This is a genomic window from Bacillus sp. DX4.1 (assembly GCF_030348195.1).
In the GTDB taxonomy this organism is placed as follows: domain Bacteria; phylum Bacillota; class Bacilli; order Bacillales; family Bacillaceae_G; genus Bacillus_A.
In genome coordinates, this window is the sequence record NZ_JAUCFT010000008.1 from 4,927,470 (window position 1) to 4,941,849 (window position 14,380).

General features: G+C 35.7%; 11 protein-coding genes. 2 read left to right on the top strand and 9 right to left on the bottom strand.

The features are described from left to right. Positions 1 to 22: 22 nt before the first annotated feature. Together QUF99_RS28045 and QUF99_RS28050 are read right to left on the bottom strand one after the other, a co-directional pair. On the bottom strand, positions 23 to 958 hold the full coding sequence (locus tag QUF99_RS28045; protein WP_289374454.1) for an SDR family NAD(P)-dependent oxidoreductase: 936 nt from the start codon (positions 956 to 958) through the stop codon (positions 23 to 25). 54 nt (positions 959 to 1,012) lie between these two features. After that, a complete protein-coding gene (locus QUF99_RS28050; RefSeq protein WP_289374456.1) occupies positions 1,013 to 1,585 on the bottom strand; it encodes a TetR/AcrR family transcriptional regulator in 573 nt (190 codons plus the stop codon). Positions 1,586 to 1,753: 168 nt separating this feature from the next. Here QUF99_RS28050 and QUF99_RS28055 point away from each other — a divergent pair, with 168 nt between their 5' ends. After that, positions 1,754 to 3,307: an ABC-F family ATP-binding cassette domain-containing protein gene (locus QUF99_RS28055; RefSeq protein WP_289374459.1), complete on the top strand. Its 1,554-nt coding sequence runs from the start codon at positions 1,754 to 1,756 to the stop codon at positions 3,305 to 3,307. 55 nt (positions 3,308 to 3,362) lie between these two features. On the opposite strand, the gene QUF99_RS28060 is transcribed toward QUF99_RS28055, so the two are convergent. Then, a complete protein-coding gene (locus tag QUF99_RS28060; RefSeq protein ID WP_289374461.1) occupies positions 3,363 to 4,238 on the bottom strand; it encodes a TetR/AcrR family transcriptional regulator in 876 nt (291 codons plus the stop codon). A gap of 164 nt (positions 4,239 to 4,402) precedes the next feature. Between QUF99_RS28060 and QUF99_RS28065 the strand changes: the two genes are divergently transcribed. Next, positions 4,403 to 7,522 (top strand): efflux RND transporter permease subunit, encoded by a 3,120-nt coding sequence (locus QUF99_RS28065; RefSeq protein ID WP_289374462.1) that lies wholly within the window; start codon positions 4,403 to 4,405, stop codon positions 7,520 to 7,522. 25 nt (positions 7,523 to 7,547) lie between these two features. Here QUF99_RS28065 and msrB read toward each other — a convergent pair whose 3' ends face one another. The 6 genes from msrB to QUF99_RS28095 all read right to left on the bottom strand — a co-directional run bounded on the left by msrB (position 7,548) and on the right by QUF99_RS28095 (position 13,669). Beyond that, complete coding sequence (gene msrB / locus QUF99_RS28070) at positions 7,548 to 8,513, bottom strand: peptide-methionine (R)-S-oxide reductase MsrB (protein ID WP_289374464.1); 966 nt, start codon at positions 8,511 to 8,513, stop codon at positions 7,548 to 7,550. Between the two features lie 98 nt (positions 8,514 to 8,611). Then, positions 8,612 to 9,646, bottom strand: a complete 1,035-nt coding sequence (locus QUF99_RS28075) for an AI-2E family transporter (RefSeq protein ID WP_289374466.1) — start codon at positions 9,644 to 9,646, stop codon at positions 8,612 to 8,614. A 240-nt stretch (positions 9,647 to 9,886) separates the two neighbouring features. Further along, positions 9,887 to 10,579 carry an antiholin-like protein LrgB gene (lrgB, locus tag QUF99_RS28080; RefSeq protein WP_289374468.1) on the bottom strand — a complete coding sequence of 231 codons (693 nt, stop codon included), beginning with the start codon at positions 10,577 to 10,579 and terminating at the stop codon, positions 9,887 to 9,889. A 35-nt stretch (positions 10,580 to 10,614) separates the two neighbouring features. Next, complete coding sequence (lrgA, locus tag QUF99_RS28085) at positions 10,615 to 11,046, bottom strand: antiholin-like murein hydrolase modulator LrgA (protein WP_289374470.1); 432 nt, start codon at positions 11,044 to 11,046, stop codon at positions 10,615 to 10,617. A 132-nt stretch (positions 11,047 to 11,178) separates the two neighbouring features. After that, the gene (locus QUF99_RS28090; protein ID WP_289374471.1) at positions 11,179 to 11,919 is read right to left on the bottom strand and encodes a LytR/AlgR family response regulator transcription factor; all 741 of its coding nucleotides are present in this window, start codon (positions 11,917 to 11,919) and stop codon (positions 11,179 to 11,181) included. Further along, the gene (locus QUF99_RS28095; RefSeq protein ID WP_289374473.1) at positions 11,894 to 13,669 is read right to left on the bottom strand and encodes a sensor histidine kinase; all 1,776 of its coding nucleotides are present in this window, start codon (positions 13,667 to 13,669) and stop codon (positions 11,894 to 11,896) included. The genes QUF99_RS28090 and QUF99_RS28095 overlap by 26 nt, the downstream gene beginning before the upstream one ends. Between the last annotated feature and the right edge of the window lie 711 nt (positions 13,670 to 14,380).

Here is a 14,380-nt window from a genome sequence, read left to right on the forward strand (position 1 = left end):
TTGTATATACGTTTTAAAACAATTAGTTCTTCCCTTCCATAAATAAAATGGTCTCCTTTAATCCATTACGATAAGGTGTCCTTGGCACTTTACCAATATAGCGCTCATATTTTTCTCCGCTTAATACAACCGGTTCTTCTGTCAAATATAACATTTCTACAAACTCCCTCATTTGTTTATCAAATAAGCCAAGCAATCTTATCATACCTTTTTTTACAGTCATTACCGATTTTGTATATCCAGTTAATTCTCTTATATGTTGAATCATCTCTTCTCCTGTAATCACACCACAACCTGGTATGTTCCAATTCTGTCCATATGCTTCATCACGTAATGCCAATTCAACAATAGCTTTAGCGCCATCTGGTGTGAAAATATATTCTCTTGCAAGCCGCTTATCTCCAACAAAGTTAGCCATCTTATTTGCAAGAACACTCTGTAACGTATGATGAATAAGCGTACTTTCCGCATTTGGACCATAAAAATCCGGAAAATGAGCAATAAGTATCGGTACCTCGTATTGTTTTGTCATCATCTCAAGTTGTAATCGAATTTTTCCCTTTTTTGTATGAGGATGCTTTTCTACTTCTTCTGTTACTTGTTCTTGTCCCTGCCTTCCATACGCATAAATATTATCTACCATCGCTAACTTTGCACCGTAATATTTTGTTGCTTCCAATATATTTCTTAATAGCTTGGGTTGCTGCATTTCCCAATCTGTATATGGAATATTTACAGCATGAAAAATTACATCCACACTCTTAGCCGCTTCCATTACATTGGATTGCTGAAATACATCACCAGTTTTTATTTGTACTTTTTCTTCTCCATGAAATAATTTTTCCAGTTTCTTCTTATTTCTTGCAAAAGCAATTACATCAATTCCTCGACTACATAATTCCTTTGTAATTGCATACCCCATTGCTCCAGATGCTCCAATTACTAACGCTTTTTTCACCATAGTTCCCCCTTTAATTTACCACTGTTCAATTAAATGTAAAAAGAAAATCACTTACATAAGAAGCGATTTCACAATAAAATCCACATGCGAAGCAGCTAGCGTTTGCACATCTTCAAACGTTTGATCACATCTACAATAATGCGATACAAATCCATGTAATGATAAAAAGACAGACCATATTGTCATGATATTTATATTCCCATGACAAAGAGATGATATGACAGTCGCAAATTTTTCATAACTTACATTTGGCCCATCTGCTAGCCACTCTTTTAATTCATCATCTTTAATAAGAAACATTATTTCATAATGACTTTGATTTCGCAGACCAAATTCAATAAAGCCAAGTAAAACTGCTTTTAGTTGCTCTTCCTGCTGTAAATCTTGAGTTGTAACTTCATCTAATTTTTGATCTAATAATTGAAAGTCTTGCTCAACCATTGCATAAAAGAGCTCTGCTTTATTTTTAAAATGATAATAGAGCGAACCGTGACTATATCCTAATTCTGTTGCAATCTTACGCATTGAAGTATGCTGATATCCTTGTTTTATAAATAAATCTCTCGCTGCATTCATAATCATTTCTCTTGTTAACTCTTGTTTAACTGATCTTCTTGGTGACATTTTTCATACCTCACATTTTAATTAACCACTGTTCAATTACATTATATCCCTTTTCTAAAAATAAGCAACCCCCTTCTTGAAAAAATATACAATTTGAAAGGATAGCATTATATCCAAGAATTTAGTATCATGATTCAAGATACTATTTCAGCATGAACGGAGGACACTATGAGTTTATTAACAGTAGAAAACCTAGGTCATACATTTGGTGACCGCACATTATTTAAAGATGTATCACTACGTTTATTAGCAGGAGAACATGTTGGATTAGTCGGCGCAAACGGCGTTGGTAAATCAACATTTATGAATATTATTACAGGACAGCTTATTCATGATGACGGACGTGTAGAGTGGACGCCTGGTACGCATTACGGATATTTAGATCAGCACACCATTTTAACGGCTGGAAGAACCATTCGCGACGTACTGACAGATGCATTCTTACCTTTATTTGAAAAAGAAAAAGAGTTAAATACGATTGCCGAAAAAATGGGAACTGCCACGCCAGAAGAATTAGAAGAACTACTTGAGCAAATGGCGAACGTGCAAGATGCACTTGAAGCAGGTGGATTCTACTTATTAGATATTAAAATTGAAGAAGCGGCACGCGGTCTTGGAATTGATGCAATTGGTTTAGATCGTGATGTTTCTGCATTAAGCGGTGGACAACGTACGAAAGTATTGCTTGCAAAGCTATTACTTGAGCAACCAGAAGTACTATTACTAGATGAGCCAACCAACTATTTGGACGTTGAACATATTCAATGGCTAACGAACTATTTAAAAGAATATCCACATGCGTTTCTTTTAATTTCCCATGATACGGAATTCATGAACAAATGTGTCGATGTTATTTTCCACCTAGAATTTTCAAAAATGACGCGTTACACAGCAACATATGAGAAATTTTTAGAGTTAGCAGAAATGAATAAAAATCAACATTTAAACGCCTACCAAAAACAACAAGAATTTATTAAAAAACAAGAAGATTTCATTTCAAAAAACAAAGCGCGTTATTCAACAACAGGGCGTGCGAAAAGTCGCCAAAAGCAACTTGATCGTATGGAACGTATTGATCGCCCAGAAACAGCAATCAAACCAGAATTCTCGTTCAAAGAATCCCGTGCAAGCAGCCGTTTTGTCTTTGAAGGTGAAGATGTAGAAATTGGTTACACACATCCACTACTACCAAAACTAACAATGACAATTGAACGCGGTGAAAAAATTGCAATTGTTGGATGTAATGGTGTTGGTAAATCAACATTACTAAAAACAATTCTTGGGAAAATCAAACCATTAAACGGGAAAACTAGTCTTGGTGATTTCCTGGAGCCAGCATATTTTGAGCAAGAAGTAAAAGCAGATAATTTAACACCAATCGATGATGTGTGGAATACATTCCCACATTTAGATCAGCATCAGGTTCGTGCAATGTTAGCAAGATGTGGTTTGAAAAATGAACATATCTCTCGTCCATTGAGCCAATTAAGTGGTGGAGAACAAGCAAAAGTCCGCTTATGTAAATTGATGGGTGAAGAAAGCAACTGGTTGCTATTTGATGAGCCGACAAATCACCTTGATGTGACAGCGAAAGAAGAGCTAAAGAATGCTCTTAAAACATATAAAGGAACGATTCTTCTCGTATGTCACGAACCAGACTTTTATGAAGGTTGGATAACAAAAGTTTGGAATGTAGAAGAATGGGCACAAGCTAATAACTAATAAAAAAGGTGGATTCACTATGATCCACCTTTTTCTTATTATGAATTTATACGTTTCACGTAATTTTTATATTATAGTATCCAGCTAACCTCAATTGAAAATCTTTCAGATCAGCATATGCCCTTAAGTTTGCTAACATTCCTTGAATTACTGGTATTCTTGGATTTGGCAACCTCATTTCAGCTTCCAAAACATCTAAAGTAACTAACAACTCATCATTTTCTAATTGATCTGCTAGTGTGCGTTTGAATGTAACAATTTCCTGCAAAAAATGCTCTTTGGCTTGCTCTTTAATAAGCTCTGAACTACCAAATAATCGGTTCATTTGCTCTTCCTGCAAAACGGGCATGTCCTCAGAATGTACAAGCCCCTCTACAAGATCATCTATTCTCTTTAGAATAAATGTAGAGACGTGAGGTATATCAATTTCAGCTGCATTAAAAATAATTAATTCTAAATAGCTTCGGCATATCCCCTCTACCATAACCACAAGGTCTAATATATATGGAATAACCTTTTCACCATAAATAGATAATAAGCTATTTCGATAAAAGGCATGCGACTCTAACTTCATTTTCACCATAAAAGCCTCTACTTCTTTATTAAACGGGATTGCATTTTCCCTCGCATATATAATAAGAAATTCCTTATCTTTTTGCACATCATTAAACTGACAATACAATTGTTTTTTAAACTTTTCACGTGGTAGCAAAGATTCTTCATCAATAGCCATCATCTTTTTATAGATTTTGTCATAATAATACTGGAGTGTCGCTAATAACAATTCATCTTTCGATTTAAAATATAGATAAAATGCTCCTTTTGATATGCCACATGCTGTTACAATTTCTTGTACTGATGTTGCATTGACACCCTTAGTCGCAAATAACTTCATTGCCATTTCTATAATTAAACGTTCTTTTTCTTTCATTTTTTTCTCTCTCTCCTATTTTTTCAAAAACGCTTATACCATCATTATAAATTTTCTCATTTTACCATACCATGCTTTTTCATTGACGACTGACCACTTAGTCAGTTATATTATGTATTAGACTGACCAGTTGGTCAATATTTATTATAAAAAGGAGCGCAAACATGAACAAAATCATTAACTTTTCGTTAAAAAATAAGTTCGCAGTTTGGCTATTAACCATTCTTGTTACCATTGCAGGAATTTATTCTGGCCTTAATATGAAGTTAGAGACAATTCCTGATATTACAACACCTGTTGTAACAGTAACAACGGTTTATCCTGGTGCTACGCCAGCGGAGGTAGCAGATAAAGTATCTAAACCGATGGAACAACAACTGCAAAATTTGAGTGGAGTCAACGTTGTAAGTTCTTCCTCTTATCAAAATGCTTCTTCCATTCAAGTAGAATATGATTTTGATAAGAATATGGAAAAAGCGGAAACTGAGATTAAAGAAGCACTCGCAAATGTGAAATTACCAGAAGGTGTGCAAGATTCAAAAGTTTCTCGAGTAAACTTTAATGCCTTCCCTGTTATTTCATTGAGTGTAGCAAGTAAAGATGAATCTTTAGCTGCCTTAACTGAAAAGGTTGAAAAAAATATCGTCCCAGGATTAAAAGGACTTGATGGTGTCGCATCTGTTCAAATCACAGGACAACAAGTAGACGAAGTACAACTTGTCTTTAAAAAAGATAAGATGAAAGAATTAGGTTTAAGTGAAGATACAGTTAAAAATATCATTAAAGGTTCTGATGTTTCTTTACCGCTTGGATTGTATACATTTAAAGATACCGAAAAATCAGTTGTCGTAGATGGCAATATTACAACACTCTCAGCATTAAAAGAAATGAAGATTCCTGCTGTTCCTTCAACAGGTGGCCAAGGCCAAGGTAATCCAGGGGCAGGGGCCCAATCACCACAGATGAATCCAGCTGCAGCTGGCGGTATCCCAACTGTTACGCTAGAAGAAATTGCTGATATTAAAGAAGTAGGAAAAGCAGAGTCCATCTCTCGTACAAATGGAAAAGAAGCAATCGGTATTCAAATTGTAAAAGCTGCTGATGCAAATACAGTTGATGTCGTAAATGCTGTAAAAGATAAAGTAAAAGATTTTGAGAAGAAGTATAAAGACTTAGAAATCATCTCAACATTTGACCAAGGTGCACCAATCGAAAAATCAGTTAATACAATGCTCAGCAAAGCAATCTTTGGTGCAATCTTCGCCATTGTAATTATTATGTTGTTCTTACGAAATATCCGAACAACATTGATTTCTGTCGTTTCTATACCACTTTCTTTATTAATTGCTGTTTTAGTACTAAAACAAATGGATATTACACTTAATATGATGACACTTGGAGCAATGACCGTTGCCATTGGGCGCGTTGTCGATGATTCGATCGTTGTTATTGAAAATATTTACCGACGCATGGCCTTATCAGACGAAACATTAAAAGGTAGAGACTTAATTCGCGAAGCAACAAAAGAAATGTTCGTTCCAATTATGTCTTCAACGATTGTAACAATTGCTGTCTTTTTACCTCTTGGTCTTGTAAAAGGTATGATTGGTGAAATGTTCTTACCATTTGCTTTAACGATTGTATTCGCACTACTGGCATCACTGCTTGTAGCAATTACAATTGTACCGATGTTAGCACACTCTTTATTCAAAAAGGAAAGTTCAAGGGAAAAACATGTACATCATGAAGAAAAACCAAGTAAATTAGCAAATGGATATAAACGCCTGCTTGCATGGGCGCTAAATCATAAAATTATTACATCTAGCATTGCTGTTCTTTTATTAGTAGGCAGCCTTGCACTTGTACCAATTATTGGTGTAAGTTTCTTACCATCTGAAGAAGAGAAAATGATTATTGCAACGTACAATCCTGAACCAGGGCAAACATTGGAAGATGTTGAAAAAATAACAACAACAGCTGAAAAACACTTCCAAGATAAGAAAGATGTAAAAACGATTCAATTCTCATTAGGTGGAGAAAACCCAATGAGCCCAGGAAAAACAAATCAAGCAATGTTCTTCGTTCAGTATGATAACGACACGAAAAACTTTGACAAAGAAAAAGAACAAGTGATTAAAGACTTGCAAAAAATGACAGATAAAGGTGAATGGAAGAGCCAAGATTTTGGAGCTAGCGGCGGTAACAATGAAATTAAGCTATACGTATATGGAGATAGCTCAGAAAGCATCAAACCTGTCGTAAAAGATATTCAAAATATCATGAAAAAGAATAAAGACTTAAAAGATATCGACTCTAGTATTGCAAAAACATATGCAGAATACACATTAGTCGCAGATCAAGAGAAACTAAGTAAAATGGGTCTAACTGCTGCCCAAATTGGAATGGGCCTTTCTAATCAACATGATCGTCCTGTTCTTACAACAATTAAAAAAGACGATAAAGATATTAACGTATATGTAGAAGCTGAAAAACAAAATTATGAAACCATTGATGATTTAACAAATCGTAAAATTACAACACCACTTGGCAATGAAGTGGCTGTTAAAGATGTTATGACTGTAAAAGAAGGTGAAACTTCCAATACAGTAACACATCGTGATGGTCGCGTTTATGCAGAAGTGACTGCTAAACTAACAACAGATGATGTTTCAAAAGCATCAGCCGCTGTTCAAAAAGAAGTAGATAAAATGGCTCTTCCTTCTGGCGTAGACGTTTCTATGGGCGGTGTCACAGAAGATATTCAAGAATCATTCACACAACTTGGCTTAGCTATGCTAGCTGCGATTGCAATTGTATACTTCGTTCTTGTTGTTACATTTGGCGGTGCACTAGCACCATTTGCGATTTTATTCTCGCTACCATTTACAATTATCGGGGCTCTCGTTGCACTATTAATTTCTGGTGAAACATTAAGCGTATCAGCAATGATCGGGGCGCTTATGTTAATCGGTATCGTTGTAACGAACGCTATCGTTTTAATTGACCGTGTGCTTCATAAAGAGCGTGAAGGACTCTCTACTCGTGAAGCGCTACTCGAGGCTGGTGCAACTCGCTTACGTCCAATTTTAATGACAGCAATTGCAACGATTGGAGCGCTTATCCCTCTTGCACTAGGATTTGAAGGAAGCGGCTTAATTTCAAAGGGACTTGGAGTAACTGTAATTGGTGGATTAACAAGTTCAACATTATTAACGCTTCTTATTGTTCCAATTGTATACGAGGCTTTGAGTAAGTTTAAAAAGAAAAATAAAACAGTAAAGTAAAAAAATAACCTCGCTATATGCGAGGTTATTTTTTATTTCCAAACAAGATCAAGAAGTCTCCATACCCTTCCTTTTCTAACTCTTCTTTCGGAATAAACCGAAGCGCCGCTGAATTAATACAGTAGCGTAATCCATTGGGGCCAGGACCATCCGGGAATACATGACCAAGATGAGAATCCCCTTCCTTACTCCTTACTTCCGTACGCGTCATATTGTGGCTGACATCCATTTTCTCTTTTACACTAGCTGACATAACAGGCTTTGTAAAACTCGGCCAACCACATCCACTATCGAATTTATCAAGTGAAGTAAAAAGTGGCTCACCCGAAACGACATCTACATAAATGCCTTCCTGTTGATGATTCCAAAATTCATTTTGAAAAGGAGGCTCTGTTCCATTTTCTTGTGTTACGTAAAACTGCATATCTGTTAATCGTTCTTTTAAAGGGGCGTTATCTCTTGGCCAATGCTTTTTAATAAAGGCATCACGGCCTGATCCTTGACGATATAACTCATAGCGGAATGTGTTTTTCTTATGATAACCTTGATGATACTCTTCAGCTGGATAAAATGTGGCAGCAGGAAGTATTTTTGTAGCAATCGGTTTCGAAAAGCGACCGCTCTCAGCAAGTGTTGCTTTTGACGCCTCCGCTTGTTCACGCTGCTCTTCATTATGATAAAAAATTACGGTTTCATAAGATTGCCCACGATCATGAAATTGACCTCCTACATCGGTTGGATCAATCTGTCTCCAATACATATCTAACAGTTTTTCGTATGGCATTTTATTGGTATCAAAGGTAATTTGTACTGCTTCATAGTGCCCTGTTGTTTCTGAACAAACCTCTTTATAAGTCGGGCTCTCTTTATGCCCACCCGTATAACCTGAAACGATCTGTATAATGCCTTCCATCTCTTCAAATGGTGAAACCATACACCAGAAACACCCTCCAGCAAACGTAGCAAGCTCTATCTTTTCATTTATAGCCATTTTTTCACCCCAATTATTTATTCTCCTTACAGTATGGCATACGAGGATAGAAGTTATAAAAGAAAAAGCATCGGCGTCCGATGCTTTTTCTTTTTACTCTATTTTTCAGCAGAAGCTTTTTCTTTTTCCTCACTCGTTACTTCTAATACATCTAGTAAAAATATAAAGATTGGAATACCAATAATCAGTCCCCAGACACCTAAGAAGTGTTCCGAAAAGATTAATACCATAAAGGTATAGAAAATTGGTAGGTTTGTTTTTTGAGACATGAATTTTGGATTTAGTACATAACTTTCAAGGGCATGAATCACAGCAACAATAATTAATATATAGACAACATATGTGATGCTGCCAATATTATAAGCAATCATACAAAGCGGGAATAGTGAGATAATCACACCTGCCACCGGAATGAGACCTAGCAAGAAGATCATTAATGCTAAACCAAGCAATTGCGGGAATCCTAAAATCCATAAAGCAATAACAGATAAAACACAATTGACAACTGCAATTAAAAATTGGGCTTCAATTACTTTCCCAAAAGAACGAGCAAATTTTCTTCCGAAATACTCAATCTCAGTATAGAAAATTGCTAGCCTGCTCCCTTTAAATTTTGCAGTAAATGCAACAATACGAGATTTCTCTAGTAGGAAGAACAAACTTAAAATAACGGAAAGTAAAAATTGCAAACCGACTTTTCCGACATTAGCAATTGATTTATAAATAATATCGACGCCTTGTTCAATATATTTCGAAAGTTCCATATGGTTAATTGTAGAAAGTAAATATTTAATAATTTCATTATCTGGTGGATTTTTATAGAACACATTGAACTGATAAATTAATTGTGAAATTTGTACAGTCAATACCGGTAAATATCTATATAATGTAATGGCAATGCCACCCACTAACATCACATATAAAAAGGCAATAATAATTTTTCTATTAATCGGCATAAAATGATCGAATTTACGAGAAATAAACTTCTGGAATCGATCCATCAAATACGTAAGGATAAACGTAATTAATATTAAATTAAACATACTTCGTAGCCCATATAACATAAGGGCCAGTAAGAGTAGTACAAGTAATCTCTGAAATCCTTTACTTTGAAACAGGTTTTTCATTTGCATAATTAACGAGTGATCTCTCCTGTCCTATAAATCATCTTACTTTTATTTTACAATACAATTTATCTTTTCAGAACGAATTCTGTAAAGTATTGATGAAGTTTTATTAGAAATTTCTCTTGCTTCTTCTATTTTCTCTATTCAAAAGAGGTCTTACCACCACTGTAACACAAAAAGCAAGCTATCAGTAGAAATCTGTTCTACGAATAGCTTGCTTTTTTGTTTTGACAAGGATATGTCATATTATACAATGAATGGCATGAACATTGGGATGATAACCACGGTTACAACCCCAACAACCGTTACTGCAATACTTGCCATCGCTGCTTCTACTTCACCCATCTCAATCCCAACTGCAACGCCAAGTGCATGTCCTGCAGTTCCTAACGCTAACCCTTTCGCGATTGGATTTTTCACTCTAAATGTTTTTAAGAATAAAGCACCAAGTGCATATACGATAACTGCGTTGAAAATAACTGCAAAAGATGTAATTGCTGGAATACCGCCGATACTTTCAGATAATGGTAGTGCAATTGCTGTTGTTGCCGCTTGTGGTAACATAGAGTTCATTACAGATGTATCTAAGCCAATTGCTTTTGCGACAATGAACACGACAATCACTGAACAAACAGACCCAACAACGATAGCGGATAAAATTTGCCACCAATATTTTTTTAACTTATCAACTTGTTTGTATAACGGAATTGCAAAGGCAATTGTTGCTGGCTCTAAGAAGAAGCTAATCATTTTACCGCCAGTATTATATTCTTCAAATGTAAAGTTTCCGACCTTTAAAAAGACAATTCCAAGTACCATTGCTACAAACAGTGGTGTAAATAAGAAGAATCCTTTTGAGTGTTTAAATAAGAATGTTCCAATTCCGTATGCGATTAATGAAACGACGATTCCAAAATAGGGAGTCATTGTGCTTGCCATGTTCATTACCTCCTAACCATATGTGGTCCAATCTATTACGCAACTTTTCCGTGCTCGCGTCCTTTATTTACAACATCTAGTTGTTTTGTATCTTGAGTTTCTTTTTCATCTTTACCTAGAATAAACTGTGCAAATAAACCAGTTACTGCTAATAGAATAATTGTTGCAACAACGATTACAGTTATAATTTGTACAAAATATTGGCTCATTACGCCAAGAGAGTTAATAACGGAAATACCAGATGGTACGAAAAGAAATCCGATAATAGCAGTTAACGCTGTTCCAAGTGATTCCACTTGCTCTAATTTAATGACCTTTAAGCATAATAGACTAAACAAAATAACTAATCCGATTACTGATGAAGGCATTGGAATTGGTAAGTGTGTTGCAATAATATTAGAAACAAACATAATAGCTGAAAAGACAAATGCTTGTGATAGAAAACTGTATACTTTTTTTGTACTCATTTTTGCCACCTCTTTCGATTTGGTACCTTTATTGTATATGATGAAACCACTTAAGTAAGCGCTTCCAATATGGAACGTCAAATACATGGAATCAGTTACAAAAAAAGCGGGTTGAAATACAAAAGCTGCTTCTTAAATACGAAGCAGCTTTTTTAATTCCTTTGCATATGTACGGCTCACCGGCACTTTTGATTCGTCTTTCATAATTAAATTATAGGTGGAATTAAACCAAGGTTGTATTTCAGAAATATGATTGATATTCACAATAAAACCACGGTGGACACGCATAAAGCTTGTTTGCGGCAATTTCTTCTCTAAAATAACCAATGTATCGTGCGTTACATATGTATCATGCATTGTCTTTACAATCACCTTTCCATCTACAAGTCCTGCATAGACAATATCACCTATATTTACCAGCACAATGGATTCTTCTATTGGAAGGGCAAGCTTGTGCATTCCATTTGCTACATCTAGCGCTTGCACCTCTTGTTTTTTTGCCGTTTCACTTTGCTTTCGTTTCTTATATTTTTTCAGCGTCTGTGCAATTCGTTCTTCATCAAATGGTTTTAAAATATAGTCTAGCGCATCTACCTCAAATGCTTGCAATGCATATTGATCATACGCTGTTGCAAACACAATAGCCGGTGGATTCTTCATTTTCTTTAATATATTTGCAATTTCAAATCCGTTATCGTCTGAAAGCTGAATATCTAAAAAAACAAGATCTGGCTTACTATCCATTAGCTTTTCTAACGCATCTTCTACACAGTCCGCTTCTTCGATTACATCGACCTCTTTCGTTTTCTGTAATAAATACTTCAGCTCATCTCTCGCCAGCATTTCATCATCTACCACTAATACCTTTAACACCGTTCTCTTCCTCCCCTATCCTTTGAATCGGAATCGTAAAGAAAATTTCTGTCCCTTTTTCTACCTCACTATCAATATGTAGTGTTGTATCTTTCCCAAACAATCCTATTAACCGTTGATTAATGTTATATAGGGCTGTTCCTGTTCCTTTTTTCGATGCTACAACAGTCTTCCCTAATTGCTCTAAACGTTCTTGTTCAATTCCCTGCCCATTATCTTTCACCTTAAAATGAACCATATCCTGGTCAGCGTAGGCATGAACTTCTACTTGGCATTTTGGCTGTTTCTTTGGAAAAGCATGGCGAAGTGCATTTTCTACTAACAATTGCAGTACAAATGGAGGCAACAAAATCGTATTTAAGCCTTCTCCAATATATGTTTTCACCTCATACTTATTTGGAAATCTTGCTTGCTCTAATGATAAATACGCATGCACATGGTTCAGCTCTTGCTCAAGTGGAATGAGAAGCTGACGTGCACCTTGTAAATTACAGCGGAAGTATACGCTAAGCTGCAATAAAAGTTTTCTCGCCTTTTCTACATCTGTACGACATAAAGCCGACACCGTATTGATTGCATTAAATAAAAAATGCGGGTTAATTTGTGCTTGTAGCGCTTTTATTTCTGCATCTTGAAGCAGCTTACTTTGTAATTCTGCTTCTCCTAATTCAAGCTGTGTGGAAAAGATTTTTGCTAATCCTTCTGCTAATTCTTCCTCCACACGACTTAACTGGTTTGGATTTTTAAAGTATAGCTTTAATGTCCCAATGGTATTGCCATGTGACGTTAATGGAATGACAACTGCCGCTTGCAACGGACATCCTTCATGCTGACAATTGATTACCTCACGTGATTTCGCTTTCATAATTTTCCCTGTTGTTAATACTTCTTTTGATAGTCCTGTAATTAAACTATGGGAAGGGATATGGTGATCAGATGCTAAGCCAATATGCGCTAATATTTTTTCTGTATCTGTTAAAGATACCGCATCTGTTCCTGTAAAGCGATGGATAATCTGTGCCACATGCTTACAAGACTCTTCTGTTAACCCACGGCGGAAATAAGGAAGTGTTTTATCAGCAATGCGTAACACTTTATGTGTTTGTAATGCTTTTGCATTTTCCTCTTGGCGCAGAATGGCTTGTACCATAGAAAGTAAAATAAAACTACCAAAACTGTTTACAAGAATCATTGGGATTGCAATTGTTTTTACAATATCCCAACCATCCTTCACAATCAACAAGATCATTCCCATTTCTAAAGATACAATCAGAACACTTAAAACTGCAGAAAACTTAGGTGTTATCACTCGGTTATTCTTTTGAAAAACCCAACCAATATAACCCGTAATAATCCCCGCTAAAATAGAAGTAATTGTACAACTAAGGGCGGTCGTTCCTCCCAGCATATAGCGGTGAATTCCAGCGATAAATCCAACTCCCACTCCGACAACTGGTCCACCAAGTAAGCCACTGATCCCAACGCCCATAATACGCGTATTTGCAATCGTACTAGATGAAGAAACGCCTTGCAGCCAGTTTTCGTTCATAATCGTATTCCCTGCAATTTCAATCCCTGTATAATTGCTTACAATTGTAAATAACGAGAAAATACAAATGAGCATAAGATTATCTTTATATCCATTTTGTTTATGAAGAAGGCGTCTGAATATTTTAATATGCGAAAGTAAAAAACCTAAAATAACAATTAACCCAACGCGTTCGATCATCATGAGCAATAAATCTAGCATCTTGCATTCATCCTTTATTTATTTAGTTAGTTTTATTATCGGAAAATAATGGAGTAAGAGTCAAGAAAGAAACTACCACGAAGAATATTATATAAAAATAGGATGTTTTCTTTCCCTTCCTTTTCTGTATAAATACAAATTAAAAAACTGACATAAAACCCTTCTTTTTAGGTGGGAGAGAGCATCCGGCCATGCATAGAAGCGGTCAGATCCTTTTCCTGCCCCATGCCAAATGAAAACAAAGAGAGAAAACGAGTGCGGGTCACCTTTTGTTCTCCATAGCCGCGGCTATATGTCGAAAAATCAAAATGGATTTATATGCATTAAAAACTGTTCCGATTATATCGGAAATATTCCGTAAAGCTTGCACTTCAGCACCTGCTTTTCCCAATAACTTCCCCGATTTTTTGCTAGGCTACTTCAATTCCATTTTCTATTTCCTCTGATGAATGAAGATATCTTCAAATGAGAAAGCAGCACTTTCCTATTTTTCTTCATATAGATTTGACAATAGGATAGAAGAGTGCTAAAAATAAGGTAATATAATTACAGTCCTTTAACACAGCCCTGTGAGGTTGAGAAGGAAGTCGGAATATAGATATGTGTCTTTATTTATAAGGATACATATGTTTTTTGGCCTTCTCACAATAATAGGTGAGAAGGCCTTTTTATTATTCTTCCATAGCGACTGTATGAAACAATGAGGAGGAG